This window comes from Lysobacter dokdonensis DS-58, assembly GCF_000770795.1.
Classification (GTDB): domain Bacteria; phylum Pseudomonadota; class Gammaproteobacteria; order Xanthomonadales; family Xanthomonadaceae; genus Noviluteimonas; species Noviluteimonas dokdonensis.
In genome coordinates, this window is sequence record NZ_JRKJ01000002.1 from 377,260 (window position 1) to 403,888 (window position 26,629).

The following is a 26,629-nucleotide window of genomic DNA, read 5'->3' on the forward strand; positions in this document are numbered from 1 at the left end:
GGTTCATTCAACCGGATGGTTGACAGTCTGGTGGCGCAGGCGGATATTCAACCGCATGGTTGAACACTCACTCGACGCCGTCTTCCATGCCCTCGCCGACGGCACGCGACGCGCGATGCTCGAACGACTCGCACTCGGCCCGCACAGCGTCGGGGAACTCGCCGCACCGTTCGAGATGTCGCTGGCCGCCGCGTCCAAGCACATCCAGGTCCTCGAACGCGCGGGCCTGGTGCATCGGCAAATCGAAGGGCGCTCGCACAAATGCTCCCTGCAGGCCGCGCCCATGCACGCGGGCGCCGAATGGCTGCGCCACTACGAACACTTCTGGCACCAGCGCCTCGACACGCTGGAACGCCTGCTCACGCAAGACGCGAAAAAGAGGACGAAGAAATGAATTCCGCCTATGCCGTCCCGCTGTCCAGCGATACCGTGCGCATCGAACGCACCCTGCCCGGCCCCATCGACCGTGTGTGGGCCTACCTCGTGGATTCCGACCTGCGCGCGCGATGGCTCGCTTCCGGCGTGATCGAACCCCGCGTCGGCGGCAGCGTCGAACACGTCTGGCGCAACAACGCGCTGACGGAGAACGACGCGCCCGCACCGCAGAAATACGCGCACATTGCGGACGAAGCCCGCATGCAGGGGCGCGTGACCGAGTTCGATCCACCGCGCGCGCTCGCGTACACGTGGGGCGAAGATGCGTCGGCCTCGTCGGAAGTCCGCTACGAACTCACGCCGCAGGGCAATCGCGTGCGCCTGGTGTTGACCCACCGCCGCCTGTCGCCGGACCAGATGACCAGCGTCGCCGCGGGTTGGCACACGCACCTCGACATCCTCGTCGCGCGCCTGGAAGACCGCGCGCACGAAGGCTTCTGGCGCGAGCACACGCGCCTGGAGCGCGAGTACGTCGCACGCCTGGCGCACTGACGGCGCGGCTCAGCGCACCGAATCGAACAGGGCGTTGAGCTCGTCGTAGGTCATCGGGCGGTCGAACGACCGCGTCACATCGCCACCGAGGAACGCGCGCGCGGCCTGCAACCCGGCCGCGAATGCGTGCTGGAACAAGTTGATGCCCGCGCTGACGCGACGCACGCCCGCGCGGTGCAGTTCGTCGAGCGGCGCGAGCCCCGGCACGATCATCACGTTCAGCGGCAACGATGTCGCCGATGCGACGGCCGCGATCTCCTGCAGGTCGGCGAGCCCCGGCACGAACACGCCGCTCGCTCCCGCCGTCGCGTAACGCGCCAAGCGTTCGTTGGTCATCGCGACCGCAGCTTCGCCTTTCGCCATGCCGCGCAGGTACACGTCGGTGCGCGCGTTGATGAAGAACGGCGTGCCGCCCATCGCGCCGCGGATCGCTTCGATCTTCGCGACCAGCAGATCCGGCGACCAACCGGCGTCTTCGAGGTTGATGCCGACGACGCCGAGACTGCTCAGTTCGCGCACATAAGCGGCGACCTGCGCGGGATCGTCGCTGTAGCCGTCCTCGAAATCGATGCTCACCGGCACGCGCGCGACACGCGTGATTTCGCGCACCTTGCCGATGAGTGCGTCGTGATCGAGCGGCCCGCCATCCGCATAGCCGCACGCCCATGCGAGCGCGGCGCTGCTGGTGCCGATGGCCTGTGCGCCGGCGTGTTGCCACAACGCGGTGCTTGCCGCGTCCCAGGCATTGGCGATCAACAACGGCGTGTCGGCGTGGTGCAAGGCAAGGAAACGGTCGTGCATCGATGCGTCCTCGTGCGGTGGGGGAACCAACTGAGCAATGGAGTTTATCGGCAAGTGGCTGCATCCGCATTCGCATCGCCGTCGTAGAGCCCAGTGGGCAAGCCGCCCGGCACACACAACAGGAACCCCCAGATGAAACACACCCTACTCGCCGGCGCGTGCGCAGCGTTGCTGGTCGGCGGCACGGCCCTCGCATCGAGCCACCGCGAGGCCCCCAACATCACCAAGACCCCGAAGGTCGACAACACCGACGTGTACCTCTTCCGCAGCTATGAAAGCGGACGCAGCGGCTACGTCACCATCCTCGCCAACTTCCAGCCCGGCGAGAACCCCTACGACGGTCCGAACTACTACCTGATGGACCCGAACGCGCAATACGACATCCACATCGACAACGACGGCGACGCGCGCGCCGACCTGATCTATCGCTTCAAGTTCAACACCACCTACCGCAACGCGGCGCTGGACATCGGCGGCACGTCGGTCGCGGTACCGCTGAGCAACGTGGGCCCGTTCGCCTCCAGCTCGGATCCGACGCTCAACGTGCTGGAGAGCTACACCGTCACCGTGTACCGCGAAGGCCAGTTGCCGCAACTGGCGACCAACGTCGCGACGAACGCCAACACCTTCATCAAGCCGTTCGACAACATCGGCACCAAGTCGATCGCCAACTACGCCGCCTACGCCGACAAGTACATCTCGAAGATCAACTTCGCCGGCTGCGCAGGCACCGGGCGCGTGTTCGTCGGGCAGCGGCGCGAAGGCTTCGCGGTGAACGTCGGGGAGATCTTCGACCTCATCCACACCAACCCCGTCGGCCCCACCAATGGCGATACCAACGCGCTGGCGAAGAAGAACGTCACCACCATCGCGCTCGAAGTGCCCACCGGATGCCTGACCGCGGGCAGCCCGATCGTCGGGGCGTGGAGCACGGCCTCGTTGCCGAACGCCTCCGGCGTGCAGACGCAGGTCTCGCGCCTGTCGTCGCCGCTGGTGAACGAAGTGGTCATCGGCTTGCCCGACAAGGACAAGTTCAACGCGTCCGCGCCCTACGACGACGCGCAGTTCGCGAAGTACGTGACCAATCCGACGCTGCCCGCGCTGATCCAGGTGTTGTATCCGAGCACGCGCGCGCCCCAGGTCTTCCCGCGGACCGACCTCGTGGCCGCGTTCCTCACGGGCGTACCGGGCCTCAACCAACCGGCGAACGTGCGGCCCGCGGAAATGATGCGGCTCAACACCTCGATCGCGGCGAAGGCCGCGAGCCAGCAGAAATCGCTCGGCGTGCTCGCGGGCGACACGGCCGGCTTCCCCAACGGGCGACGCCCCGGCGACGACGTGGTGGATATCGAACTGCGCGTCGTGATGGGTGCGTTGTTGACCGACAAGCAGGCGCCGTCACGGCGGTTGCCCTTCACCGATGGTGCCGACGTGCGCGCCACCGAGTTCCGCAATTCGTTCCCGTACCTCAACACGCCGCTCCCCGGCGCGACCGATTGAGTCCGGCGTCGCACCTTCCCAACACCCCGGCGGCGTACGCGCCGCCGGGGACCCTTTAACGTGGAATGCATGCAACACATTCATCGCCATCGGATCTTCGCTTGCCTGGTTTCGTGCGTTTCGGCAGCGCCGTGCTTCGCGCAAACCGCGGGCCCGGCGCCGGCGGAACTCGACGTCGTGACCGTCGTCGGCCGCGAAGGCACGCTCGTCGGCACTGCGACGTCGGCCTCCGAAGGCGCGCTCTCGCATGCGGAACTCGAACGCCGGCCGCGCCTGCGCCCCGGCGATCTCGCCGAATACGTCCCCGGCGTCGCAGCAACGCAACACTCCGGATCGGGCAAGGCGAACCAATATTTCCTGCGCGGCTTCAACCTGGACCACGGCACCGATTTCGCGCAGTCCGTCGATGGCATGCCCGTCAACCTGCGCTCGCACGGTCATGGGCAAGGCTACGCCGACCTCAACTTCCTCATTCCCGAGCTAGTCGATGGCCTCGTCTATCGCAAAGGGCCGTACGCGGCGGACGTCGGCGACTTCTCGTCCGCAGGCTCGGTGGAATACCGGCTGGTCGATGCGATGCCGAAGGACTTCGCACAGCTCGAAGCGGGCAGCAACGGATACGCGCGCGTCGTCGGCGCCGCCAGCCACGCCATCGGCAAGGGCACGCTGACCTGGGGCATCGAAGCGCAAGACTACGACGGGCCGTGGCGCGACATCGGCGAAGACGTGCGCAAGCGCAATGCGCTGCTGCGCTACGTCGCGCCTGTGGGGCCTGGCCAACTGACGCTGACGGCAATGGGCTACGACAATCGCTGGAACTCCCCCGACCAGATTCCGCAACGCGCGGTCGACAGCGGCCTCATCGATCGCCTCGGCTCCATCGACACGACGCTGGGTGGGGACTCGTCGCGCCATTCGCTCTCGGGCGGATGGCGCGGCGATGCATTCGGCGGCACCTTCGACGCCAGCGCCTACGCGATCCGCTACCGCCTCTCGCTGTGGTCGAACTTCACCTACTTCCTCGATGATCCCGTGCGCGGCGATCAGTTCCGCCAGTTCGACGCGCGCACCGTCACCGGCTTCGCCCTGCGCCAAGCCTGGCAAGGCAACACGTGGCGCGTACGCGCCGGCATGGATGGACGCCGGGACGACATCGGACGCGTCGGCGTCGAACGCACGCAGGCGCGCGCGTTCGTCGCACCGGTGCGCGACGATCGCGTCGACGAGCGCAGCGTCGATGCGTGGATGGATGCACAGTGGTCGCTGACGCAAGCGTTGCGCCTGCAGCTCGGCGGGCGCTACGACCGCTACACCTTCGACGTCGACGCATTGCAACCGGAGAACGGCGGCCGCACGAGCGCGGGCATCGCCTCGTTCAAGGGCGAACTCGCTTGGCGCGTAGCCGAACCGACCGAGCTGTACCTCGATTGGGGCCAGGGCTTCCATTCCAACGACGCGCGGGGGACGACGATCCGGGTCGATCCGGTCAGCGGCGATCCCGCCAATCGCGTCACGCCACTCGTGCGCTCACGCGGCGCGGAACTCGGGTTGCGCATCGCACGCGAAGGCCGGTGGCAAACGACGCTGGCGCTGTGGCGGCTGGATCTCGCCAGCGAGCTGTTGTTCGTCGGCGATGCCGGCACGACGGAAGCGAGCCGGCCGAGCGAGCGCCGCGGCGTCGAACTCGGCGCGTACTGGTTCGCCGATCCGCGCGCGCGCCTCGAACTGGAAGTCGCGTACACGCAGGCGCGATTCGGCGACGACGATCCGGCCGGCGACCGCATACCGGGCGCGGTGCCGTGGGTCGTGTCCGCGGCGTGGTCGTCGGATTGGGCGCAGGGCTGGCATTCCTCGGCGCGCGTGCGCTACCTCGGCGCCGCACCGTTGATCGAGGATGATGGCGTGCGCAGCGCGAGCTCGACGATGGTGAGTCTCGCGGTCGGCAAGCGCTGGCAACGGTGGAACCTGGAACTCGACGTGCTGAACGCGCTCGATTCCGACGACCACGACATCGAATATTTCTACGCCTCGCGCTTGCCGGGAGAAGCGGACGAAGGCGTCGAGGGTCTGCATATCCACGCATTCGAGCCCCGCAGCTACCGGCTGCGCGCGACCTACAGCTTCTGACCATGCGCGCCCTGGTCTTCCTGCTGTTGACACTCGCCGCGTCGCTGGCCCACGCGCAACAGCCGCCGTACGTCGTCCCGACCACGCCCGACACCGTGCTCGAACGATTGCCGCGCGGTTACGCATCGCTGGAACCTGCAGCAGGCCCGCGCGCGAAGCCGCTCGACCAGGCGAACGCGCTGCTCGCCGCCGCGGCGCGCACCGGCGATGCGCGCCTGGCCACGCGGGCCGAAGCGATCCTCGCGGGCATTCCGCGCCAGACACCCGACGTGCGCAAGGCGCGTGCTTTCGCAGCGCAGCATCGCCATGCCTTCGACGACGCGCGCGCCCTGCTCTCCTCGGTGTTGGTGGAACGGCCACGCGACGGCGGGGCGCGCCTGTCGCGCGCGCAGATCCTGCTGGTCCAGGGACGATTGTCCGAAGCACGCTCGGATTGCACGACCCTGGTCCTGGGCATCGACAGCGAAGCCGGACAGCTGTGCATCGCGGCGCTCGTGGGCCGACAAGGGCACTACGCCGCAGCCAACACCGCGCTCGACGGCTGGCTCGTGCAATCGGCGCACGACAAGCGGGCGCTGCGCAGCGTGCTCGTGTCGCGCGGCGAATTCGCATCGCGCATGGGCGACCCGCAGGCCGATGCCTTCTTCGCACGTGCGCTCGCCCTCGACCGCCAGGACGTGCGCACCCTGGCGGCGTACGCACGTTCGTTGCGCGCCCGGGGCCGCAACGCCGAGGCGTTGCGGCTCCTCGCGCATGCGCCCGACAGCGACGGTCTCGCGGTGCAGGCCGCGCTCGCGGCGCATGTCGCCAAGGCGGCGAACGCACCGGCGCTGGCCGCCTCGATGCGCCGCCGCTACGCACTCGCGCATGCGGTCGGCGCGACGCCGGAGCTGCGCGACGAAGCCGAATTCGCCCTGGTCGTCGGCAACGACAGCAAAGCCGCGCTGGCCCTCGCGCAGAAGAACTTCACCCAGCAGCGCGACTACGAAGACGTCGACATCCTCCTGCGCGCCGCACGCGCCGCCGCGCGCGACGATATCGTGGCGCGCACCGCCGACTGGCTGCGCACCTCCGGCATCGACGAACACCGGCTGGCGTCCCGATGACGCGCATCGCCTGCCTGCTTTCGCTCCTGCTGGTCTGCGCGACTGCGTCGGCGCATACCCTGTCGGTGTCGCATGTCGACCTGGTCGAGGCGCCAAACAACGCGCTGGACGTCGAAGTCGATCTGTCGTTGCGCGATATCGCGCTGACGCTGCCGCTGGACCGCGACCGCGACGAGCAAGTGACATGGGGTGAATTGCAGGCCGTCGAAGCTCCCTTGCGCGCAATGGTGGAATCGGGCCTTTCGATCAGGCGCGGCGGCCAGCCGTGCGAGCTCACGCCCACCGGCATGGGCACCCGCGCCTACGACGAAGGCACGCACGCCGCGCTGCGGTTCCGTGCCGCGTGCGCGAATGGCGGCCGCGTGGACGTCGGCTACGGCCTGATGTTCGACCGCGACCCGCAACACCGCGCACTGGTCACATTGCGCGCGGGCGCGCAGTCGACGACCGCCATCGCCCGCGCCGACGCGCGCGACGTTGCGCTCGCCGTCAATGGCGACAATGACGGCGGCGCGACACTCCTGCAGTTCGTGCGCGAAGGCATCCACCACATCCTCATCGGTTACGACCACCTCGCCTTCCTCGTGTCGCTACTGCTGACCTCGGCATTGATTCGCACGGGAGGCACGTGGTCGGCTGCGCCCAATCCGCGCGCCGTCGCGACGCGCGCCCTGGGCATCGTCACCGCATTCACGCTCGCACATTCGGTGACGTTGTCGCTCGCTGCGCTGGGGTGGGTGGTGCCGGCCTCGCGCATCGTCGAGTCGGCGATCGCGGCCAGCGTCGTTCTCGCGGCACTGAACAACGTCTTCCCCGTGGTCGAGCGCCGCGCATGGATCATCGGATTCGCATTCGGGCTCGTGCACGGGTTCGGATTCGCCGGTGCATTGGCGGAGCTCGGATTGTCGAAGAACGCCCGCTTGCTCTCGCTCGTCGGTTTCAACCTCGGCGTGGAGCTCGGCCAGTTGCTGGTGGTCGCGGTCGCGCTGACCGTGTTGCTGGCGATCCGCTATCGCGCCTGGTACGCCCGGCGCGCCATGCCGGCGGCGTCGCTGGCCATCGCGGGATGCGCGACGGTATGGATGGTGCAACGGCTCGCGGCATGAACGGAACCGACCGTTCCCGTCATCGGGTGTCGACGGGCCGCCGTGGCATAAGGTCGGGCGCATCGACGCGCGGATGGCGAAGTGGCGGGACAGTGGACGCAGAGTTCCGCACGAACGAAGACGGATTCGCGGAAGCCGACCGCCTGCTGCCCCGCGTGGCGGCCGGTGACCGAGCCGCATTTGAAATCCTCTACCGCGACACCGCGCCCACGCTGATGGGCATCTGCCTGCGCGTGTTGCCCGATCGCAGCGAGGCCGAGGATGTCTTGCAGGACGTGTTCGTCCTCGTGTGGGGCAAGGCCGCGCAATTCGATCCCGCGCGTTCGCGCGCGATCGGCTGGTTGTGCAGCATCGCGCGCCATCGTGCGATCGACCGCTTGCGCACTCTGCCGGCGCCCGCGCTGCGCGCGTCGATCGAATGGGCGGACGAGACGGCCGATCCCGGCCCCTCGCCCGCCACGCGCGCCGATGCCGCGGCGACCCGCGTGCGCCTGGACGATTGCATCGACGAACTCGACCCGCGTCGCCAGGCGCTGATCCGCACCGCATTCTACGAAGGCGCGACCTATGGCGAACTCGCGCAACGCTCGGGCTCGCCGCTCGGTTCGATCAAGAGCTGGATCCGCCGCGCGTTGCAGCAACTCAAGGCGTGCCTGGAACGATGAACACGCCCGTCGACCGCCTCGAGCGCGATTCGCAACCGCCGGACGACGCCGTCCTTGCGGGCGAATACGTGCTCGGCGTGCTCGAACGCGCGGAACGCGAACGTGTGCAGGCGCGAATCGCGCGGGAGCCCGCGTTCGCGTCCCTCGTCGATGCGTGGGAAACGCATTTCGCGCCATGGAATGCGAGCGTCGATGCCGTCGCGCCCGGCGCGCACGTGTGGCCGCGGATTCGCACCCAACTGGGTTGGGCCGCAGCCGAGCCCGCGCGCAAGGGCGTTTGGAACAGCGTCGGCTTCTGGCGCGCGGCGACGACGCTCGCGGCCGCCGCGGGCATCGCCGCAGTCGCATTCCTGCTGCAGCGCGAACCGGCCCCCGCACCCGCACCGCCGGCCGTCGTCGTGCGCCCGCCTGCAGTGGAAGTGCCGCCGAAACCCGTCACCGTGCTCGCGCGCGACGACGGCAGCACCGGTTGGCTGGCGACCATCGACGCGGCGAACGGCAAGCTCTCGATGGTGCCCGTCCCCGTGCCGGCCGACGGGCGCGGCCGCGTGAACGAACTCTGGGTCATTCCCGAAGGGCGCGCGCCGATTTCGCTGGGCCAGGTGTCGAACGCGCAGGCGCTCACCATCGACGTGCCCGCGAACCTGCGCCGCGAACTCGCCGTCGGCGCGACGCTGGCCGTGTCTCTCGAATCGCCGGTGGGCATCCCGCACGCCGCGCCGACCGGGCCGATCGTCGCGAAAGGCGGCATCGCGCAGCTATAGCGCGGGCTCGTACACCATGTAGACGTCCGCGCGCGCGTAATGCGTGCCGGGCCGCGGCGCGGGGCGATGGCGGAAGCCGACGCTTTCGTACAGGGCCAACGCGGGCGCGAGTTTGCTGCTCGATTCCAGGAACAACTCGCGCCCGTCGATGGCGCGATACGCATCGAGCGCGGCATCCATCAGCAAGCGGCCGATGCCCCGTCCCTGGTACGCGGGATCGACGGCCATTTTCGTGAGTTCGTACACGCCCTGCCCTTCGTGCTTGAGCGCGACGGTGCCGATGGCGTTGTCGCTTTCGTCGACGGCGAACAGGACGCGCCCGCCCTTGGAAAGGATGTGCGTGTCGGGGTCGCCCAGCACCACGCGATCGATGTCTTCGACCACGAAGAACCGTTCGAGCCAATCGATGTTCAGGCGCGCGAAGTCGGCGCGCCAGCGGGGGTCGTAGTCGGCGATGCGGATCATGCGGGCATTCTACCGACACCCTGAATGCGGCGGCGGTGCGCATCGGCCTGCGTGCAGTGCAACACGCCGCGGAGGGTGGGCAGGAGACCGAAGGTCACGCGACCGGCGCCGCGGCCATTCACCGGGTGGCGCCAGCTCTGCGGTACACGCAGTCGCCTTGCGTCAACGCCGCGCACACATTCGCAGGAACAGCGTCCCCCGCGCGGCGTAACCCGCGCCCACGGGAGGGAACCACGATGAACGGCAAACACTTGCTGCGGACGCTGTTGGGCTCCACCTTGCTGGTCGCATTGGCGAGCTGGGGATTCGTCGCCACGCGAGCAGACGACATCCGCATCGCGCCGGCATCGAACGCCTCACGGCCCAACCTCGCCGCGGCCGTGCCCGTCGCCGCGCTGCTCACGCCGGCCGAAGCCGGCGCCGATCCCTTCCAGGTCGAGCCGCGCGTGCCCCGCGCCGCGGGCTCGCCATGCGTCGTCACCCTGTTCCGCGAACGGCCCATTCCCGCGCTGTCGGTGTACGACCCCAACTTCAACTACACGCCGCCGGCCGCGTGCCCGGGGCCGTGGTCCAAGGTCAAGCTGATCATGCAGATGTCCGGCCCACGGCAGAACGGCCTGCCCACGAGCGGCATCGGCCTGTCGTTCGTCGACGTGCCCTGGTCCGAAGGCGAAGGCAACCTGTACACCTTCTTCGTCGGCGCCCCGCAGATCCACAACGGCATCCCGACCTGGGTGATGGAACGCGACGTCACCGAGTACGCCTCCATCCTGCGCACGCCGAAGATGGGCTTCTTCGCGGGCACCTATGACAACGACAACTTCGATTCCTTCGACGACTTCCTCCAGGACTCGGCGACGGTGCAGTTGGTGTTCTATCAAGGTACGCCTTCCACGCCGGCGCAACGCATCGCCGACTTGGTGGTGCCGGTGATGCGCCACGACGGCAACGTCCACGTTCCGTTCACGCAGATCATCCGCACGTTCCCGCGCAACATCGAACGCGCCTACCTGGACGTGATCGCGCACGTGGAAGGCGGCGGTTCGCGCGCCGGCCAGGAACGCTATTGGTGGGCATGCGCGCCCGACGCGGTGATCACGCGCTTCCCGTATTTGTTGAACGGCTACGCCATCGGCGACGCGCGCGCGCTCACCGCGAGCCTGTTGCAGGGCTGCGGTGGCGGGAACTATCGCGAAGTCGAAATCCGCATCGACGGCCGGCTCGCTGGCCTCGCGCCCGTCTATCCGTGGCTGGGCAGCGCGATCAACAACAACTTCCGCAACACAATCGACATCCCCGCGCCGGGCGTACAGGCGTTGAACCGCATGCCGCACCGCGTGGACCTCACGCCCTTCGCCGGATTGCTCAACAACGGCGTGGAGCACGTGATCGAAGCGCGCATCGTGGGCGCCGGCAGCGGCATCCTCGGCGGGAACCTGTTGTTGTACCTCGACCGGGGCCGCGCGATCGTGCCCGGCGCGGTGACGCGCAACACACTCGTCGAGTCCACGCCGACCGTCACCGACACGCTGTCGCAAACGACCGACATGGTCGGATCGAACGTCAACCATCACCTCACGGGACAAGTCGTGACGCGCTCGGTGCGTTCGTTCCGCATCGACGGCTACGTCGACACCTCGCGCGGCCGCATCACAAGTAGCGTGATCCAGCGCAACTACTTCCTCGACACCAACATCTATGACGTCACGAGCTTCGAGGACATCGGTCCGTTCGATGACTACGACGCCGACTTCGGACAGAAGGTGCGCCTGACCAGCTCGGTCGACAGCACCAGCCGTCGGCTGCTGGGCAGCACGTTGCTGAGCGAAGACAAGTTGTACTCGTCGTACCCCTTCGTGCTCGACTACCGACACGCCGGCGGCAACCGGAGCGATGGCGAGTTCGCCGGCGCGGGCACCGACGTGTTCAGCGTGCTGGTCCACCAGGGCCGCGTGCTGCGCACCTCGCAGTTCCGGCGCGGCACCGCGCGTTACACGACGTCGCTCAGCGATCTGTTCGACGCCACGCGCGATTACCGCTACGCACCGCTGGATCCGCTCGAGGGCAACTCCAACTGGGCGAGCAGCCGCGATTACCTGTTCACCGACAACCGCGGCGGTTGCTACAGCGCGGGCCTGACGACGATGAACGCGGAACTGCAAACCCGCACCCGTGGCGACGCCTGCGGCGGGACGAACACGCTGCGATGGTGGTCGCACCCGGACGGGTCGCCCGATTCGATGAACTGGGCGCCGGCGCCATAGGACGCGGCTTCAGCGCAGCCCCAACATCTCCTGCAACCGCGCCGCGTTCTCGACCGCGTGCGAATGCGCGGTGTTGTCGAAAATACACCACACCGGGCGCCGCTGCCGGTCGCAGGCACGCAACTGCGCCGCCAGCGACACCAAACGCGCGTCGTCGTACGCGCTGTAATACATGCGCGGCGCACCGTGCAGGCGGAAGTAGCGCCAGCGCCCTGCATCGCCGGGCGCGCCGGCGCCTTCCGGCTGCGGGGGATCGGCGGCGACGCGGGCGATGTCGAATCGCTCCCATAGGGCATCGACGCGCGATTCGAACCAACTCCCATGGCGCGGCTCGCAACATAGCGGTGCATCGAATGCCGCACGCATCGCTCGGAAGAACGCACCCGCCACGCGCGCATCGAACGCCAGCGACGGCGGCAACTGCACCAGCACGCCGCCGAGCTTCGCGCCCAGCCCGGCGACTTCCTGCGCGAACGCACGAATCAACGGCGCAGTGCGCACCAGGCGCGCTTCATGCGTGATGGTCTTCGGCAGTTTCACCGAGAACCGGAACGTCCGCGGCACCGCCGCCGCCCACCGCACGAACGTGTCCGGCCGATGCGACCGATAGAACGTCGAGTTCACTTCCACTGCGTCGAAGCGCGTCGCGTAGCGCGCGAGCACCGAGTCGCCTTCGCCGAACAAGCCCGCTTGCCGCGAGGCGATGGACCAGCCCGCGCAGCCGATGCGGATCATGCGCGGTGCAGCGCATCCCGGATGCCGGGAACGCGCTGTGCGATCTCGCGCGCGAGGAAGCCCGTTGTGCCGACTTCGCGGCTGAGGATCTCCCCCGCGCGCCCATGCAACGCGACGCCCCATACCGACGCCTGGTCGGCCGGAACGCCTTGCGCCATCAACCCGCAGATCAATCCCGCGAGCACGTCGCCGGACCCGGAGGTGCCCAGGCCCGCGCTCCCCCGCGCATGCACCCACACCTCGCCCGACGGATTCGCGATGACGGTCCGCGCACTTTTCAGTACGACCGTCGCACCATGCTTCGTCGCGAAGTCGTAGGCGATCGCCTCCGGCTCCGCGGCGACGTCGGACGCGTCGATGCCCAGCAGCCCGGCCATCTCGCCGAAATGCGGCGTCACCACCCGCACCGCCGCGCCGGTGCGTTGCAACGCGGCTTCCAGGGCGCCCGCATCGAGCACCACCGCTTTCGCGCGGCGCAGGATGCCGACGGCCACGCGTCGCGTCGCGGGTGTCGCGAGCATGCCGGGGCCGACAAGCACCGCCTCGGCGCGTTCGACGTCACTCGCGACATCGCGCCCCAACGTGGTGATCTCGCCTTTGGAATCGGCGAGCACGCCGGAGACCTTCGCCTCGGGCAACGCGATGGCCACCTGCATCGCGACCGGCCTGCTCGTCGCGACCTGCAACTTGCCCGCGCCCGCGCGCAACGCCGCCGTCGCTGCAAGCACCGCCGCGCCCGGAATGCGCGTGCTGCCGCCGACAACCAGCACGCACCCGCGCTCTTCCTTGCCTTCCATCGAGTCTGGATCGGGCAGCGGCCACTTCCGCAGCAGCGCGTCCGTGACTGCTTGCGGCTTCATTTCGGACCCACCGGCTGATCCGGTTCCGTGGTCACCGGCGCGCCGGCTTGCTGCAACGGCAGCGCAAGATTCGCCTGCACGAGATGGAAGCGTGCGTCCGGTGCGTTGCGGTCGATGGCGTACTCGGTGATGCCGCAGTTGGGCACATCGGCCTTCGCGTCATGCGCCAGCACTTCACGCTCGTCCATGCATTCGAGCAAGTAGCGGAAACAGTTGACGATCACCTGGTGCCCGACGATCAGCACACGATCGCCGACGTGGTCGCGCCGCAGCACTTCGAGCAGGCTGCGCAACCGCAGCACGACGTCGCACCAACTTTCGCCACCGGGCGGCCGGAAATAGAACTTGCCGACCAACTTGCGCTGCTCGGCGAGTTCGGGGAATTTCTCGATGATCCCGTGTCTGGTATAGCGGTCGAGGATGCCGAATTCCTTTTCGCGCAGGCGTTCGTCGACCTGCACGTCGTCGGCGTCGAACGCGACGCCCTCCGCCACTGCCATGCAAGTCTGCCGCGCGCGCACGAAGGGCGACGTCATGAAGATATTGGGCCGCTCGCTGGCGGGCTTGCCGGCGAACCATTGCGCCAGTGCCGCCGCCTGTTCCTCGCCGAGTTTGGACAAGGGCACGTCCGCATCGCGGGTGGCCAGGTCGATCAACGCCAACCCGTTGAGCTCGGCGAGATCACGGGCGACGTTGCCGGCGCTCTGACCATGCCGCACGATCCAGAGGCGATCGGGCCAATCGGTGTGTCGCAGCTTCGGCACGTCGGGATCCCGCAGGGCAGGAACCCGACGGTGTCATCGGCGGCGTCAAAGCACCGTGGGCACGCCTCAGCCGCGCGGCAGATGCATCCTGAAAGTCGTCACCCCGTCCGACGACTCACCGCGAATCTGCCCGCCATGGGCTTCGGCGATCTGGCTGACGATGAACAACCCCAGCCCCAGGCTCACCCGCTCGGCCTCGCCATCGGCGATGCCCGCGCGGCGCAGGGGCTCGAACATCAGGTCGAACGACTCGCGCGACACGGGTGCGCCGGCGTTGCGGACGGAGAGCTCCACGCCTTCCCCCGAATCGCGCAGCGCGACGTGGATCTGCGCGCCCCGCGTGCCGTACTTCGACGCGTTCACCACGAGGTTGGTCAGTGCTTCGCGGACGCGGGCTTCATCGAAATTGCCGCGCACCTCGCCGTCGCTTTCGAAGTCGATCCGCGCCCCGGGCAACGTCGCCTCCAGCATCTCGATCTCCTCGCGGCAGGACTGCGCGAGATCGACGTCCTTCCGCTCGATCTCGAAACCGATGCCGATCTGCGCACGGTTGAAAACCAGCAGCTTGTCGAGCAACTCGCCCATCCGCTGGCCGCTGCGGATCAGGCGCTGCGCGGCGGTCGCGATCGGCGCGTCGACCGCCATCTTGCCGAGCAATTCCGATGTCATGACGATCGCGTTCAACGGACTGCGCAGGTCGTGGCCCAGCACGCCGAGGAAGATGTTGCGCCAACGCTCGACTTCATCGGCGAAATGGCCGACCGACTCGGCGATGGCTTCGTCGATGGCCTCGTTGAACCGCGTGACTTCTTCCGGAGACGCATTCGCGGCGCCCGGCGAATCCGCCCACAACCGCAATACGGATGCACGCAGCGCGCGGTATTCCGACACCAGTTGCGAAATGCTGAACCCGCTGTGCGCACGGAACAACGCGTGCGTGCCGGCGGCCGTGCGCGGCGCGCCCTCCGCGGCGCGCGCGCGGCCTTCGGACTTCGCTAGTTGCTCTTCGCGCGATTGCGGCGTGCGCAAATCCTTCACGACGGCTTCGACGATGTCCGGCAAGTGATCGCGCAATGCCTCGTCGTCGAGCGGTTTGCCGATCTCGACCGTCTTGGCGAAGACCATGGCCGCATCGATGATCGCCTCGGAGTTCGCCTCGATGAAGTCCGCCAATCCGCTGTGCATGTGCAGTGCCTGGTCCGGAGTCGAGGGGGTCATCCTACCTCCGACAGCCGATCGAGGAGCCAGGCCACGCCTGCGTCGGCCAATGCGGCGCGTGGGGCGATGGCGTTGATCGGGAAACGGCCCAGCGGCAACGGGGGCTCGATCGCCACCACGCCCATCGCCCTGCCCTGCGTTTCGACGAGCCGGCGCGGCACTGCGGACACCAGGTCGCTCCCGGCCACCAACGTCAGCGCGAACAGGAAGTTCGGCACGGTCAGGGCGACGCGGCGCGCCCGGCCCTGTTCAGCGAGCAGATCGTCGACGAACCCATGCGGGTCGCCGCCTGACGAGACGACGAGGTGTTGCATCTCGCAGAACCGGTCGAGCGTCGGCGTGCGCACGAAGGGATGCCGTGCGCGCGCCGCGATGACGAAGTCCTCTTCGTACAACACCCGCGCTTCGAATCGCGCAGGCGCCTGCGCAACGGGAGCGATGGCGATGTCGAGTGCATGCGCGTCGAGATCGGCGAACACGCCGCGCCACGCGCGCTCGGGTGCGGATTCCTTCGGCACGGGGAGCAACTGCCGGATCGTCAGGTCGATGCCGGGCGCCGTCTCGCGCAACGACGCGAGCAATGGCTGCAACAGGACGACGGACACGGCATCGGGCGCGCCGATCGCGAAGCGCCGCGTCGACGTCGCCGCATCGAACGGCGATGCCGCCGACACCACGCGACGCACGCCCGTCAGCACATCGGCGATGGGGACGGCGAGTTCGAGCGCACGCACGGTGGGCACCACGCCGCGTGGGGTCTTGAGGAACAGCGGATCGCCCAGCAAGCGGCGCAAACGCCCGAGGCCGTGACTCACCGCCGACGGCGAAACGAACAACCGCTCCGCCGCGCGCCCGACGTGCTGCGTCGACAGCACCGTTTCGAACACCACCAGCAGGTTGAGATCGACGCGCGAGAGATCGATTTGATTCAGCACATCGGTGAAAACGTATCACTGGCTTCAGCACGGCCATGGAGGGACCCTGCAGACCCCACCCCGCAGGACACGCGCATGTCACGGCACCGCAAGACGCTGATCGCTTCCACCCTGGTCGTGGGCGCAATGGCCCTTCCCGCCATCGCGCAGGACGCGACCGCCGAACTCATCGCGCGCTCGCACGACGCCAACGCGGCGCTGATGCGCGGCAACGGCGCCCGCTGGCAGGCGTTGAGCCCGCTGAGCGAGGATTTCGTGCTGATGTCGCCGTTTGGCGGCACGCCGTCGAAAGGCACGTACACGCCGGAGCAGCTGGCCAAGATCGGCCGGTTCTTCCGCAACGGCAGCTTCGAACAGGAACTCGTGCAATCCTGGCGCACCGACGACATGGTGGTGCTCGCGTTGATCGAGCGCGCGACGGTCGAAGTCGGCGGTCTGCCCGCACAGCCGTGGGCGCTGCGCGTGACGTTGGTCTATCGCCGAGACGGCGGAACTTGGCGCCTCGCACATCGCCACGCGGACCCGCTGGCGTCGGGCATCTCGCTGGACGCCGCAGCCGCATTGGGACGCGGCGAGTGAAGGCCTAGTACGTGGTCGCGTACAAGGTCACGACGAACAACAACAGGCGATAGCCCAGGATGATCCCCATGACGGTGAAGGTCATCGCGAGCGCGCGAACGACCCGCCCGATCCCCGTCGCGCCATAGACGACGTGCACCGCGCGGTACAGGAACAGCGCGCACGCGACCAGGTTCGCCGCCGTGAGGATCAGGTCGACGCGCGATGAGGCGAGCCCCTTTCCGCCCACCAGGACGTGGAACTCGGACACCAGCAACGCGCCGGAGAAGACGACGAGCAGGAACGCCCATGCATGCAAGGCGAACGCAACGTGCAGCAGGAATGGACGATCCCTGCGCAGGAACAGCGCCCACGTCGCGAAGGCGAAGGCCGCGACCATCAGGATGATCAACGACTTCGCGTTCGCCTCGGCCACCGCGTTGAAGTGTGGCTCGTACGCGGCGAGCGTGAGGTGCGCCGCCGCGAGCCGCGATTGCACGAGCGGCGTGGCCCAGCCTCGCCAGTCCTGCACGGTCATGTGCGAGGCGAGCGATGCGCCGAAGATGTTGATCGTGGAGAGCGACTGCACCGCGAAGAACAGCACGTTCGCCAACAGGAATATCTGCAGCGGCCCCACGTAGGGCTTCCGCTTGCCCGTGACGTACGCGACGGTGAGCAGTCCCGGATGACGCAGCAGATCCCGTGTGGTGTTCACCACGCGCTTGTCGACGTTGGTCAGCGCCTTGGCGACGCGGGCGATGAGGCCACGCAGCGTGAGGTCGCTGGACTCCAACCGTCGCTCGCCGCAGCAGGGGCAGAATGGCGTCGTGCATGTTGCCCCGCACGTTGGGCAAGTCCACTGCGGCGCCTGATCGTTCATTCCGGCGGTGATTCCAGGAACCGCACGCGGCCGCTCGACATCTCGTAGATCGCGCCCACCGCCTGGCGATCTTCCTTGCCGATGCGCGCCTGCCATTCGGGCGATTCGATGACGCGGCGGAGCGTCCAGCGCACGTTGGCCTCGACGCCGGCATGCATCACCGCCTCCGGCGCAAGCGATGGATCGATGCCCTCGAGCGCCGGCGTGATGTTCGCCAGCAACAACGCGATCCGCTGGGGTTGCGCGTGCCCGTGGAATTTCTCGGCGATCGCAGCCTCCACTGCGCCGCACCCCTCGTGTCCGAGCACGACGAGCAGCGGCGTATGCAGATGCACGCCCGCGTACTGCAGCGAGCCCGCGATGGCCGGATCGATGACGTTGCCCGCCACGCGGATGACGAACAACTCGCCGAACGAGGCATCGAAGACGAGTTCCGGCGGCACGCGACTGTCGCTGCACCCGAGGATCGTGGCGAAGGGATGCTGGCCCTTCGCCAGGTTGGCGAGGATCTCCTTCTGCACGGTCGGGAACCGCGCCTGCCCCGCGAGGAAGCGCGCGTTACCCGCCTTCAGTCGCCGCAGCGCTTCGGCGGAGGACGGCAGCGAATCGCGGGGCACGCCACTCATCGAAGACCTCCGCCCCAACGGTACTGCCACGCCACGCCGATGGCGTCGAAGTTGTTGCCCGTGCGCGCCGACACACCGCTGCTCGCCGACAGCTTGATCGAATTCAGCCGACCGACCGGAATCGCGAATGTCACGCCCATGCGCCAATTTTGCTGCAAGTCGTTGCCCAGTCGGCCGTCGACGGTGGTACGGCCGCCGGTGAACCAGGTGGCGTCCACAGACAACCATTGGCCGGAGCGGAAGCCGTAGATCGCGTGTCCCTGCAGCGAATAGAGCGGCTGTTGCGACCGCGTGCGGCCGCCGTAGAAGTCATCGTTGTCGGTGAACAACGTGACGCCGGCCTGGCCCTCCAGCGTCCATTGGCCCAGCGCCTTCGAAATCCCGATCTCGGGCTCGATGGTCCAGCGGTTCGTGCCAATGTTCACCAAGCGCGTGTCGTCGTACTGGCCCAGCGGCGGTGAAACCTGCAGGCTCGCGCCGACGATCAGGTCCTGCTTCCATTCGCGGAATTGCGGCAACGACAACGACGGTGCGCCGAGCAGATTGATCGACACGCGGAACGCGGGCCTGCCGAATCCCGAGACATCGCGCTCGATGGGAGCGCCCTGATAAAGCGCGGAACCGTCGAGGTGCGTGTAAGGCACGATCACGTCGAACTTCCCCGAGCGCCCGCCGAAGTCCAGCACGCGCGCATACGCGACGACCAACGTCCGCGTCTCCAGGTGCGCATCGGTGACCGGGATCGCTGGATCGGTCGACAACCCCCCGCGCGTCGCGATGCCGCCCGCGATCACGAAGTTCACACCGATCGGCGCATTGGAGTAGGCGCGTGGCTCGATGTCCTGCGCGCGGGCCGTCGACGCCAGGCCGGCCAGCGCGAGCACTGCGATTGCAGGAATGCCGAACGAAGCCACGCGCAGTCTCGCGACACCCCGGTATCGGATTCAACGGCAACGCGCGGGAAACCGGCCGTTGCGCGCTCGCCGGCCAGCCCGCGGCCGGTCGCTGCATTTCGCGGTAGCATTTCCCCGGGGGAAATCAGGGGAGCGGGGAATGTCGAGTACTGCCGTGTGCGCCGACTGCAATGCGGTCGTCGGGTTCGATGCCGCCTCGTGCGGGGATTGTGGTCGCGTATTTCCGAAGGCGCCGCCGCGGCGCAAGCCGGTCGACCAGGAGTTCTACGCCCACAACTACGCGACGATGGGGATCATCGCGATGGTGGTGATGGGCTTCACGATGGTGTTCTGGCGCGACCAGGTGACGGTGGTCGATACGAGCTTCGTGGGCATCGTGTTCGCCGGCACGTTCCTGCCGATGCTGGTCGCGCGCCTCGGGTTGATCCACACGCCGCGTGCGGCGTGGGTCGGATTCGCGCTCACGCTGGCGGTGGTCGCCGGGTACCGCATCCACACCGTGTCGAAGGCCGTCGACGAACTGCACGCATCGCAAGCCGCCGTCGCCGAATTCGACGATGCGCTGCGCCAGCTGCGCGAACGCCACCGCCTGTTCCTGATGCGCGACGAAACCGGTGAATCCCTCGCCGCCGGCAAACCCGCCGAAGTGCGCGCCGCGACCTCCGCCAACGACATGCACGCCCTGCTCGCCGCCGTGCTGCGCGCCAACTCCGACCGCACGATGCAACTGCACACCGCCTGGCAGCGCGAAATGGACAAGATCAAGGAGGTCGTGCGCCCGCAGCGCATGGTCACCGCAAAGGGCTTGGGCGAGCTTCGCGCAACGCTTGACGTCTACCGCGCCGCCAACGCGAAGCTGGCCGAAGACGAACAGGCGATGCGCCTGGACCTGCTGAAGCAAGTGGACACGATCATCGGCGACCGCCCCGAACGCGACGCAGTGCTCGAACGCATCCGCAGCGACATGACGCTCCGGGGCGCGCAGATCGCCAGGATCGCGGCGCACAACGAAACCGTGGGCAACGTGGCCGAAGAGACCTTCGCGTTCATGCGCAAGCGCCTGGGGCACGTGCAGTTCGCGAACAATGCGCTGATCTTCGACGACCTGGTCCAGCTGCAGGCCTTCCGCAAGTTCGGCGATCGGTTCCAGAACCTGGAGGACGAAGAGCTGGAGATGCGGATGCAGATGGTGGCTGCGTTGGGGCGGTATCGGTGAGGTGCGTCTGGCCGATCGCTGACGTCGGTCGCGTTTCATGGCGCTTGTAGTCCATGTAAACGAGACGGAAATGACCAGGCAAGTCGTGTTCACATCGAAAGCCGCCAAGCCACCGGCGACGTACAGCCAGGCCATCAAGGCGGCCGGCCTGGTGTTCGTTTCGGGCACCTCTCCGTCCGACCCGATCACTGGCGCGATCGTCGGCGCCACGATCCAGGAGCAGACCCGCCAATGCCTCACCAACATCGAGGCGATCCTGCAGGAAGCAGGCAGTTCGCTGGACAAGCTTGTCAGTGTCACCGTCATCCTCGCCGAGGAAGACGACTTCGCCGGCATGAACGAAGAATGGCTGCGATGGTTTCCCACGGCACCTCCGGCACGCCAGGGCGCCAAGCTGCCCGTTCGCGTGCCGGGGCTCAAGGTCTCGATCGCGGCGATTGCCGCTGCGTAGACAACTCGGCCGATTCGATTCGAGGCGTGGGTAGAATGCGCCCATGAAGCGATTCGGCATCTGCGCGCTGTTCTTCCTCGCGTTCGGCGTTGCGGGCTATGCGGTGTTCGCCTACGGCTTCCTGCCGTTGGGGAGTCTGGTCCACCCGGATATGAAAGTTTCCTTCGCCGCCCACAAGGTCGGCATCTACGCGCACATCTTCGCTTCGGTGGTTGCGATCACCCTTGGCCCGTTCCAGTTCATTGCCGGCCTGCGGCAGCGATTCGTACGGGTGCACCGTTGGATGGGGCGCGCCTATTTGGGCATCGGGGTTTTGGTCGGCGGTTGCGCCGGGCTCTACATGGCCACCTTCGCGTTCGGCGGCCTCGTGTCGAAGCTCGGATTTTCGCTGTTGGCCGTGCTTTGGCTGTACACCGGCCTGCGTGCATTCCTGGCCATTCGGCGCAGGGATCTCATCGCGCATCGCAGGTGGATGGTCCGCAACTTCTCGCTGACCCTGGCGGCGGTCACGCTTCGCATCCTGCTCCCGATCTCGGGGATCGCCGGCATTCCCTTCGAGCTTGCGTATCCCGCGATCGCATGGCTTTGCTGGGTGCCCAATCTGTTGGTGGCGGAGTTGTTCTTCAACCGGGCGCTGCCATTCCTGACAGGGCGGCCCTCTGCAGCTGCAGCGACGCGAACCGGAAGGTGACTGACGCCTTGTCCACTAGTGATCGATATCGCGTCACTCTGCACGTCTCGCACCCCAGCCGCGCCTCGGCGGAAATCGTGGCGGCCCTTCCCAATCAAACGGTCAACTACGCCAGGTCCGTTGGAGAAGCGCGAGTCACGAAGCACGGAGAAGCGCTTGGTGGCACCTACAGGGTGACGGACGTCAGTTTTGCCATCAGCGACGGCGTGGTGCGGAACGACGACGTCATGGTTGCCGATTTCATCGATACCGCCCTCGATGCGTTGCCGCTGATCGCGATCAAGGAAATCGTCGACTCCGGAGGCGTGTGCTTTTTCCTCCTTGGCCTCTTTTCCGAAAACAATCTGCTCTGCGATTTCAGTGCGACCGGTTTGTCGCGGATGGCCTCGCATGGGATGGGTTTGAAACTGGATTTCTATGGTGGCGAAGGCCCGTGACGGCGCAAGCTCCGGAAGCCCGGCCAGCGCGCCCTTCTCTTACGTAGGTAGAGAGACCACGACATGTTCCGCATTTTCAAGAAGCGCGGCGGCCGCCTTCAGATCCCCGGGCTAGGCGCCGTCGTGAAGGACGAGCGCTTCGGTTGGTATTACAGCGATCCACTGCCGTTGGCGCTTCTCAACGGCCAACTTTGCCGCATTGGGCTTGAGGATTACGACGAAGACGAAGCGCCGCATCAATTCCACGAAACCATCGCCAATTTGCTTACGGCTCCTTTCTCGGTGCTGCGAGCTGCGGAGCAACACGTGTTCCAGTACTACCTGGACGTGAACGACAACTGGGATCCGTCCGACGCCGAGTACGTATCGATCGCCTCGCCGTCCGAAGTCTGGCAACACATCGGTCTCGATGCAGAACCGATGGTCACGCGGCGCGCCTACGGCGACCGGGGAATCTACGTCTCACTGGAATGCAGTTGCGCCTGGGAGCCGGAACACGGCCTCCAGATCGTCTTGAAGGATGGCAACGTCGTCAACAAAGTGGGACCGTATGACGGGCATCTCACCAACTCGGACGCGTACGCGGACGCAGCATTCGAGAATGTCATCTACCTGGCCCACTGAGGGCGACTCGCAGGCCGCCTGACCGATGAAGCCGCACTGCCTGTAGACGAGGGAAGTTGAAATGGAGAACGCGGTTTCCATACTCGCTGGCATCGCAATCCTGGTCGCCTTCCTGGTCCTGGCGGCCTACGTCACATGGCTGTTTGCGGTACGCCTGCGAAACAGGGAATCCGCGCCAAAGTCATTCCTCAGGTGGTTGAGAGATCTCTTCGATCTCGCGCAGGGTTTGTAGATTCGCAGCGTGGTCGCGGCTATCGGGCGCGTACAAAGGCGTGGGGGCCTGCCCTCGAGCGAGTGGAGGTCTTCCTGAAACTGCGCGGTGCGTACGGAGAGGCGACCATCGTCAAGTTCCATGGGAAGACGGAGCGATATCACGCACGTCGGTGCCGTGGAAGTGCGCCCGCGGCTGATGACGTCGGTGGGAACGCGGGCGCACGATTCGCGTCGTATCGCCGCATGGCCGGATTTGGAGCATGCTGGCCGGCATGAACGCCAAGCCCTTCGCGCCCGCGTGCGAGCGCAACCGTGATCCGATCCTCGCGGTGTTGCGTACGCAGTTCGCCGACCGCCGCAACGTGCTCGAGGTGGGCAGCGGCACGGGACAGCACGCCGTGCATTTCGCTGCCGCGATGCCTTGGCTGACCTGGCAATGCGCCGATCTCGCGCCGCAATTGCCCGGCATCCGGCAGTGGCTGGACGAGGCTGGCCTGCCCAACACGCCTCCGCCCCTTGCGCTCGACGTGTGCGGGCCGTGGCCGACCGGCCCGTACGACGCGGTGTTCAGCGCAAACATCCTGCACATCGTCGGCTGGCCCGGGGTCGAGGCATTCTTTGCCGGGGTAGGAAGGGCGCTGGGCGATGCAGGCATGCTCGTCGTGTACGGCCCCTTCAACGCGGGCGGCACCTACACGAGCGAGAGCAACCGCGACTTCGACGCATGGCTGAAGGCGCGCGATCCGCGGTCCGGCATCCGCGACGTCGAGGCAGTGCAGACCCTTGCCGCGCAGACCGGCCTGCACGCCGTCGACGACGTGGCGATGCCGGCGAACAACCGATGTCTGATCTGGCGGCGAAACTGATGCGTGGCCTCATGTCACCAGGTGACCGATAACGACCGGCAGAACTTCAATTCCGCGCAGTCGGTGCAACTCGCCGGGCGATACAATCGCCAGGCCGGGGTTGGGGATGCCGGAATCCAGGGGACGTCGCGAAGAAGGTGGGGCATGATTCTGTTCGGGAGAGGGGAACGCACCCTCGGCTTCAACATCCATGAGCGCCATGCGTGCGAGCGCTGCGCGTGCGAGCAGGACTTCGCCCTGGGCCTCAAGTATCGGTACGGCCACTTCTACCATCTGTTCGGCTGGGTGTTTCACAAGCAGTACCACCTGATCTGCCCGACCTGTTCGCACGGTTGGATCGTCAATGCTGCGAGCGCCGAAGAATTGATTGGCGGCAACGTGATTCCGTTCCGCCACAAGTCGGGCTGGATCGTCGGCGTTGTCCTGCTGCACGTTGTGGCAATCGGGGTCGTGCTTCGGGTTGTTGCGGGGTGACACGGGGACGTGGCGTTGCCCGAACCGATGGTTGTGGTCTTCGACCTCTCTGAGAATCAGGCGCCGAAAATGTCCAAGTGGCTTCCCCTCCAATCATTGGCGCTCTGCATCGCCCTGGGCGGCTGCCTCTTGACCGACAACTTCGACGCGTCCTACGACTCGATGGCGGGCGCCATTGCCGAAGGTGCGGTGCGCAAGGGATGGATTCCGGCGTGGGTGCCGCGCGATGCCACCGACTTGCGCGAGGTGCATAACCTGGATACGAGCTCAAGCGCGCTCGCGTTCGATCTCCCGGAAGGCACTCGTTGGCAGCTTCCCGCCGACTGCCGGCCAATCAACTTTCGCGACACAGTCCCGCCCTCCCCCAGGCGCCGCTGGTGGCCGTCAGACGCAACACTGGCGAAGTCGTACGCATTCCACGAATGCAAGGCCGAAGCATCGCCGGACCACACTTTCGTCGGCCTCAGGGCAGACGGACGCCACGGGCTGCATTGGCGCGCGTACGATCCCGAGTGACCGGGTTGTGACGCTATGGCGTCGTTGCAGCGCAGAACGTCGCGACCACGACTCCGGGGTCGACTTGCGAATGCTTCGCCACGACCCATCGGCCCTCCAGGCGGTCCACGAACACGCCGTTGCTGCACGCGCGGGGGCTCCCCAATCGGTCGGCCTGGGCCGGACCGACCGCGCGCGGCATCCGCGAGCATGGTTTTCCGAATTGGAATTCGCAGACGTCGCGTGGTGCGCTTGGCGTCGCCTTCGCCGCGATGCGCGCTGTCGTCGCATGGTCGGCGCGCGAAAACAGGAACCCCGCGGCGAAGCCGATCCCCAGTAACACCGTCACCCCTGTCACGAGCGAAATCATGTTGTTCATGTGTCCCGACTCATCCACCTGCCGGGACTTTACGGATTGCCGGTGCCCCGGGTTATCCGGGAAACCCCTCAGCGTGCGGCGCGAACGCGCGCGAGTTCGACGTCGCGCCCGGCCGCGATGTCCTGGACCGTCGGAACGACGGTGATATCCGGTGTCAGGCCGGCATCCGGCGCGTCGTCGACGATGCGCGCGATCAGGGGCAGGTCCATCTCGATCTTCGTGTTGGGCAATCGCAGGAAGAAGAAGGCGCCGCCATTGATGCCACGCTGGTTGCCGCCGGTGGGCTGCCCGACGAGCGTGGCCAGGTGGTTGCGCTGCACTTGTTCGGCGAATTGGAAGGTCGCCGAACTGTTGGTCGGCCCGACGAGCACGTACACGCGTCCGCCATAGCGCGGAGCCTTCGGCGTGATCCGCACGGTGCCCGATGTGTTGTCTTCATCGCGCAGGACGAAGTACCGGTCGTCCCGGCGTGTCGCATCGTCGCCCCAGTCCTTGAAGCTCGGATCCCACGTGTCGAGCATCGGCGCCAGTGCGTCGGGCACATTGCGATAACGCACCAATCGCGGCGGCTCGTGCAGTTCGATCGGTGAAGCAACCAGATGCGGCAGGATTGCATCGCCGACGTCCTGCCCCCCTTCGTTGGCGCGCAGATCGATCACCAGCATCGGGGGCTTGCGCTGATCAAGCTCGGCGAACGTGCGATCGAGGAACGCACGCCAATCCCATTTGCTGTCGTAGAGCGCCCACGTGGGCATGCGCAGCACGGCAACGTTCGGGTCGGACAGGTCGAACGTCCAGCCGGCCTGCGCGTCGTCGACGCTTTCATGGCGGGCGGCCAGGCGTTGCGCGTAGGACAGCGGGCCGACCTTCACCGTGCGCGCGTCGCCGTCGGGCGTTCGAATGTCCAGCGCGGCGATGCGCGCCTTCGGGAAGAACAGCGGGAAGTAGACGTCGAAGGTTTCGTAGGTTTCGGTGCCCTGCACTTCCAGCAAGGCGACGCGCTTGGCGTCGTTGCTGCCGTCGGCGCGTGCGATCGTCATCAGCTTGGCGAGGATCTCGGGCGTGCGGATGCCGTCGATCGCAACGACCTGCGTGCCGCGCGGCAACACCTTGTCCTGCGTGAGATCACGGGTGACCACCATCTTCCCGTCGATCCATCGGAACTCGAACGGGACGCGGCCTGCTGATTCCAGCAATGCGTGCTGGATCGATTCGGGTTGGTTGGTCGGATTGGGATAGGTGTGGCCGCAGCGGATCGATGCGGCGAACTCGGAGAATGCCAGGAAGGTTTCGCGCAGGTCGCGTCGTCCATCCAGCGCCTTTCGCAGGGTGTCGACATGCGCCTGGAACTGGGCCGGCGTGTTGTAACGGTAGAGCCCCGGATGGAGTTGCTGGTACGCGTCGACGAGGACGGTGACATCCTGTTGCAGCGCGTCACGATCGTACGTCGGCAACGTCCCGACGTTCGCAGCCCACGTCGGCAACACGGCGAGTCCAAGCGCAACCGCGAGCATCCACCGCCGCATGGCCGTCTCCGACATCGTGGACGAGGGCCCGGACTCTACCGC

The 26,629-nt window shown here is 67.0% G+C and carries 30 protein-coding genes; 18 read left to right on the plus strand and 12 right to left on the minus strand.

Translation table 11 applies throughout. From position 1 onward, the window contains the following. The first annotated feature begins 55 nt into the window (after positions 1-55). Both LF41_RS02115 and LF41_RS02120 read left to right on the plus strand, forming a co-directional pair. Positions 56-394 (plus strand): ArsR/SmtB family transcription factor, encoded by a 339-nt coding sequence (locus LF41_RS02115; protein WP_036165037.1) that lies wholly within the window; start codon positions 56-58, stop codon positions 392-394. Next, the gene (locus LF41_RS02120) at positions 391-927 is read left to right on the plus strand and encodes an SRPBCC family protein (RefSeq protein ID WP_036165040.1); all 537 of its coding nucleotides are present in this window, start codon (positions 391-393) and stop codon (positions 925-927) included. Before LF41_RS02115 ends, LF41_RS02120 begins: the two co-directional genes overlap by 4 nt. A gap of 9 nt (positions 928-936) precedes the next feature. Here the strand turns inward: LF41_RS02120 and LF41_RS02125 are convergent, their stop codons facing one another. Beyond that, the gene (locus tag LF41_RS02125; RefSeq protein ID WP_036165044.1) at positions 937-1,728 is read right to left on the minus strand and encodes an isocitrate lyase/PEP mutase family protein; all 792 of its coding nucleotides are present in this window, start codon (positions 1,726-1,728) and stop codon (positions 937-939) included. Positions 1,729-1,860: 132 nt separating this feature from the next. Here LF41_RS02125 and LF41_RS02130 point away from each other — a divergent pair, with 132 nt between their 5' ends. The 6 genes from LF41_RS02130 (at position 1,861) to LF41_RS02155 (ending at position 8,996) form a co-directional block, all read left to right on the plus strand. Beyond that, complete coding sequence (locus LF41_RS02130; protein WP_052116089.1) at positions 1,861-3,228, plus strand: DUF4331 domain-containing protein; 1,368 nt, start codon at positions 1,861-1,863, stop codon at positions 3,226-3,228. A gap of 177 nt (positions 3,229-3,405) precedes the next feature. Next, entirely contained in the window at positions 3,406-5,355 is a 1,950-nt protein-coding gene (locus LF41_RS02135; protein WP_202594005.1) for a TonB-dependent receptor, read from the plus strand. Between the two features lie 2 nt (positions 5,356-5,357). Beyond that, complete coding sequence (locus LF41_RS02140) at positions 5,358-6,461, plus strand: hypothetical protein (RefSeq protein WP_036165050.1); 1,104 nt, start codon at positions 5,358-5,360, stop codon at positions 6,459-6,461. Further along, positions 6,458-7,567 (plus strand): HupE/UreJ family protein, encoded by a 1,110-nt coding sequence (locus tag LF41_RS02145; RefSeq protein ID WP_036165053.1) that lies wholly within the window; start codon positions 6,458-6,460, stop codon positions 7,565-7,567. Before LF41_RS02140 ends, LF41_RS02145 begins: the two co-directional genes overlap by 4 nt. Before the next feature lie 92 nt (positions 7,568-7,659). Beyond that, the gene (locus LF41_RS02150; protein WP_036165056.1) at positions 7,660-8,232 is read left to right on the plus strand and encodes a sigma-70 family RNA polymerase sigma factor; all 573 of its coding nucleotides are present in this window, start codon (positions 7,660-7,662) and stop codon (positions 8,230-8,232) included. Then, entirely contained in the window at positions 8,229-8,996 is a 768-nt protein-coding gene (locus tag LF41_RS02155) for an anti-sigma factor (protein ID WP_036165059.1), read from the plus strand. The genes LF41_RS02150 and LF41_RS02155 overlap by 4 nt, the downstream gene beginning before the upstream one ends. On the opposite strand, the gene LF41_RS02160 is transcribed toward LF41_RS02155, so the two are convergent. Beyond that, on the minus strand, positions 8,991-9,461 hold the full coding sequence (locus LF41_RS02160) for a GNAT family N-acetyltransferase (RefSeq protein WP_036165062.1): 471 nt from the start codon (positions 9,459-9,461) through the stop codon (positions 8,991-8,993). The genes LF41_RS02155 and LF41_RS02160 overlap by 6 nt on opposite strands. Before the next feature lie 236 nt (positions 9,462-9,697). Here LF41_RS02160 and LF41_RS02165 point away from each other — a divergent pair, with 236 nt between their 5' ends. Continuing rightward, positions 9,698-11,725, plus strand: a complete 2,028-nt coding sequence (locus LF41_RS02165; protein WP_036165064.1) for a peptide-N4-asparagine amidase — start codon at positions 9,698-9,700, stop codon at positions 11,723-11,725. A gap of 9 nt (positions 11,726-11,734) precedes the next feature. Here the strand turns inward: LF41_RS02165 and LF41_RS02170 are convergent, their stop codons facing one another. The 5 genes from LF41_RS02170 to LF41_RS02190 all read right to left on the minus strand — a co-directional run bounded on the left by LF41_RS02170 (position 11,735) and on the right by LF41_RS02190 (position 16,237). Then, positions 11,735-12,460 (minus strand): DUF72 domain-containing protein, encoded by a 726-nt coding sequence (locus LF41_RS02170; protein ID WP_036165067.1) that lies wholly within the window; start codon positions 12,458-12,460, stop codon positions 11,735-11,737. Continuing rightward, entirely contained in the window at positions 12,457-13,320 is an 864-nt protein-coding gene (locus LF41_RS02175) for an NAD(P)H-hydrate dehydratase (protein WP_036165070.1), read from the minus strand. Before LF41_RS02175 ends, LF41_RS02170 begins: the two co-directional genes overlap by 4 nt. Continuing rightward, positions 13,317-14,084, minus strand: coding sequence for a histidine phosphatase family protein (locus LF41_RS02180; RefSeq protein WP_036165073.1), 768 nt, complete (start codon positions 14,082-14,084; stop codon positions 13,317-13,319). The genes LF41_RS02175 and LF41_RS02180 overlap by 4 nt, the downstream gene beginning before the upstream one ends. 66 nt (positions 14,085-14,150) lie before the next feature. Then, positions 14,151-15,302 (minus strand): sensor histidine kinase, encoded by a 1,152-nt coding sequence (locus LF41_RS02185; RefSeq protein ID WP_084073229.1) that lies wholly within the window; start codon positions 15,300-15,302, stop codon positions 14,151-14,153. Further along, positions 15,299-16,237, minus strand: a complete 939-nt coding sequence (locus LF41_RS02190) for a LysR family transcriptional regulator (protein WP_036165076.1) — start codon at positions 16,235-16,237, stop codon at positions 15,299-15,301. Before LF41_RS02190 ends, LF41_RS02185 begins: the two co-directional genes overlap by 4 nt. A 75-nt stretch (positions 16,238-16,312) precedes the next feature. Here LF41_RS02190 and LF41_RS02195 point away from each other — a divergent pair, with 75 nt between their 5' ends. Further along, positions 16,313-16,816, plus strand: a complete 504-nt coding sequence (locus tag LF41_RS02195; protein WP_084073230.1) for a YybH family protein — start codon at positions 16,313-16,315, stop codon at positions 16,814-16,816. Positions 16,817-16,820: 4 nt separating this feature from the next. Here LF41_RS02195 and LF41_RS02200 read toward each other — a convergent pair whose 3' ends face one another. From LF41_RS02200 to LF41_RS02210, 3 genes are all read right to left on the minus strand, one after another. Next, positions 16,821-17,588, minus strand: a complete 768-nt coding sequence (locus tag LF41_RS02200; RefSeq protein ID WP_052116043.1) for a DUF3667 domain-containing protein — start codon at positions 17,586-17,588, stop codon at positions 16,821-16,823. Positions 17,589-17,671: 83 nt separating this feature from the next. Next, on the minus strand, positions 17,672-18,301 hold the full coding sequence (locus LF41_RS02205; RefSeq protein WP_052116044.1) for a carbonic anhydrase: 630 nt from the start codon (positions 18,299-18,301) through the stop codon (positions 17,672-17,674). Then, positions 18,298-19,215 (minus strand): transporter, encoded by a 918-nt coding sequence (locus LF41_RS02210; protein ID WP_202594006.1) that lies wholly within the window; start codon positions 19,213-19,215, stop codon positions 18,298-18,300. The genes LF41_RS02205 and LF41_RS02210 overlap by 4 nt, the downstream gene beginning before the upstream one ends. A 139-nt stretch (positions 19,216-19,354) precedes the next feature. On the opposite strand from LF41_RS02210, the gene LF41_RS02215 reads away from it, so the two are divergent. The 8 genes from LF41_RS02215 (at position 19,355) to LF41_RS02250 (ending at position 24,703) form a co-directional block, all read left to right on the plus strand. Further along, on the plus strand, positions 19,355-20,431 hold the full coding sequence (locus tag LF41_RS02215; protein WP_036165089.1) for a hypothetical protein: 1,077 nt from the start codon (positions 19,355-19,357) through the stop codon (positions 20,429-20,431). A gap of 70 nt (positions 20,432-20,501) precedes the next feature. Next, complete coding sequence (locus LF41_RS02220) at positions 20,502-20,882, plus strand: RidA family protein (protein ID WP_036165092.1); 381 nt, start codon at positions 20,502-20,504, stop codon at positions 20,880-20,882. 43 nt (positions 20,883-20,925) lie between these two features. Next, positions 20,926-21,573 carry a DUF2306 domain-containing protein gene (locus LF41_RS02225; protein ID WP_052116046.1) on the plus strand — a complete coding sequence of 216 codons (648 nt, stop codon included), beginning with the start codon at positions 20,926-20,928 and terminating at the stop codon, positions 21,571-21,573. Continuing rightward, positions 21,570-22,010, plus strand: coding sequence for a hypothetical protein (locus tag LF41_RS16585; RefSeq protein ID WP_152599835.1), 441 nt, complete (start codon positions 21,570-21,572; stop codon positions 22,008-22,010). The genes LF41_RS02225 and LF41_RS16585 overlap by 4 nt, the downstream gene beginning before the upstream one ends. A gap of 63 nt (positions 22,011-22,073) precedes the next feature. After that, complete coding sequence (locus LF41_RS02235; protein WP_036165098.1) at positions 22,074-22,634, plus strand: DUF6985 domain-containing protein; 561 nt, start codon at positions 22,074-22,076, stop codon at positions 22,632-22,634. Between the two features lie 485 nt (positions 22,635-23,119). Then, entirely contained in the window at positions 23,120-23,713 is a 594-nt protein-coding gene (locus tag LF41_RS02240; RefSeq protein WP_036165740.1) for a DUF938 domain-containing protein, read from the plus strand. A gap of 144 nt (positions 23,714-23,857) precedes the next feature. Continuing rightward, entirely contained in the window at positions 23,858-24,187 is a 330-nt protein-coding gene (locus tag LF41_RS02245; protein ID WP_036165101.1) for a hypothetical protein, read from the plus strand. Between the two features lie 69 nt (positions 24,188-24,256). After that, positions 24,257-24,703: a YbbD-related protein gene (locus LF41_RS02250; RefSeq protein WP_161786906.1), complete on the plus strand. Its 447-nt coding sequence runs from the start codon at positions 24,257-24,259 to the stop codon at positions 24,701-24,703. A 13-nt stretch (positions 24,704-24,716) separates the two neighbouring features. Here LF41_RS02250 and LF41_RS02255 read toward each other — a convergent pair whose 3' ends face one another. Next, positions 24,717-25,052: a hypothetical protein gene (locus tag LF41_RS02255; protein ID WP_152599836.1), complete on the minus strand. Its 336-nt coding sequence runs from the start codon at positions 25,050-25,052 to the stop codon at positions 24,717-24,719. A gap of 77 nt (positions 25,053-25,129) precedes the next feature. Further along, complete coding sequence (locus LF41_RS02260) at positions 25,130-26,587, minus strand: S41 family peptidase (RefSeq protein WP_161786907.1); 1,458 nt, start codon at positions 26,585-26,587, stop codon at positions 25,130-25,132. Positions 26,588-26,629 lie beyond the last annotated feature (42 nt).

What these genes read in the sequence shown, in the direction of transcription:
- LF41_RS02115 (WP_036165037.1), top strand. Translation starts at nt 56, where the DNA reads ATGGTTGAACACTCACTCGACGCCGTCTTCCATGCCCTCGCCGACGGC.
- LF41_RS02120 (WP_036165040.1), top strand. Translation starts at nt 391, where the DNA reads ATGAATTCCGCCTATGCCGTCCCGCTGTCCAGCGATACCGTGCGCATC.
- LF41_RS02125 (WP_036165044.1), bottom strand. Translation starts at nt 1,728, where the DNA reads ATGCACGACCGTTTCCTTGCCTTGCACCACGCCGACACGCCGTTGTTG.
- LF41_RS02130 (WP_052116089.1), top strand. Translation starts at nt 1,861, where the DNA reads ATGAAACACACCCTACTCGCCGGCGCGTGCGCAGCGTTGCTGGTCGGC.
- LF41_RS02140 (WP_036165050.1), top strand. Translation starts at nt 5,358, where the DNA reads ATGCGCGCCCTGGTCTTCCTGCTGTTGACACTCGCCGCGTCGCTGGCC.
- LF41_RS02145 (WP_036165053.1), top strand. Translation starts at nt 6,458, where the DNA reads ATGACGCGCATCGCCTGCCTGCTTTCGCTCCTGCTGGTCTGCGCGACT.
- LF41_RS02155 (WP_036165059.1), top strand. Translation starts at nt 8,229, where the DNA reads ATGAACACGCCCGTCGACCGCCTCGAGCGCGATTCGCAACCGCCGGAC.
- LF41_RS02160 (WP_036165062.1), bottom strand. Translation starts at nt 9,461, where the DNA reads ATGATCCGCATCGCCGACTACGACCCCCGCTGGCGCGCCGACTTCGCG.
- LF41_RS02165 (WP_036165064.1), top strand. Translation starts at nt 9,698, where the DNA reads ATGAACGGCAAACACTTGCTGCGGACGCTGTTGGGCTCCACCTTGCTG.
- LF41_RS02170 (WP_036165067.1), bottom strand. Translation starts at nt 12,460, where the DNA reads ATGATCCGCATCGGCTGCGCGGGCTGGTCCATCGCCTCGCGGCAAGCG.
- LF41_RS02175 (WP_036165070.1), bottom strand. Translation starts at nt 13,320, where the DNA reads ATGAAGCCGCAAGCAGTCACGGACGCGCTGCTGCGGAAGTGGCCGCTG.
- LF41_RS02185 (WP_084073229.1), bottom strand. Translation starts at nt 15,302, where the DNA reads ATGACCCCCTCGACTCCGGACCAGGCACTGCACATGCACAGCGGATTG.
- LF41_RS02195 (WP_084073230.1), top strand. Translation starts at nt 16,313, where the DNA reads ATGTCACGGCACCGCAAGACGCTGATCGCTTCCACCCTGGTCGTGGGC.
- LF41_RS02205 (WP_052116044.1), bottom strand. Translation starts at nt 18,301, where the DNA reads ATGAGTGGCGTGCCCCGCGATTCGCTGCCGTCCTCCGCCGAAGCGCTG.
- LF41_RS02215 (WP_036165089.1), top strand. Translation starts at nt 19,355, where the DNA reads ATGTCGAGTACTGCCGTGTGCGCCGACTGCAATGCGGTCGTCGGGTTC.
- LF41_RS02220 (WP_036165092.1), top strand. Translation starts at nt 20,502, where the DNA reads ATGACCAGGCAAGTCGTGTTCACATCGAAAGCCGCCAAGCCACCGGCG.
- LF41_RS02225 (WP_052116046.1), top strand. Translation starts at nt 20,926, where the DNA reads ATGAAGCGATTCGGCATCTGCGCGCTGTTCTTCCTCGCGTTCGGCGTT.
- LF41_RS02235 (WP_036165098.1), top strand. Translation starts at nt 22,074, where the DNA reads ATGTTCCGCATTTTCAAGAAGCGCGGCGGCCGCCTTCAGATCCCCGGG.
- LF41_RS02240 (WP_036165740.1), top strand. Translation starts at nt 23,120, where the DNA reads ATGAACGCCAAGCCCTTCGCGCCCGCGTGCGAGCGCAACCGTGATCCG.
- LF41_RS02245 (WP_036165101.1), top strand. Translation starts at nt 23,858, where the DNA reads ATGATTCTGTTCGGGAGAGGGGAACGCACCCTCGGCTTCAACATCCAT.
- LF41_RS02250 (WP_161786906.1), top strand. Translation starts at nt 24,257, where the DNA reads ATGTCCAAGTGGCTTCCCCTCCAATCATTGGCGCTCTGCATCGCCCTG.
- LF41_RS02255 (WP_152599836.1), bottom strand. Translation starts at nt 25,052, where the DNA reads ATGATTTCGCTCGTGACAGGGGTGACGGTGTTACTGGGGATCGGCTTC.
- LF41_RS02260 (WP_161786907.1), bottom strand. Translation starts at nt 26,587, where the DNA reads ATGCGGCGGTGGATGCTCGCGGTTGCGCTTGGACTCGCCGTGTTGCCG.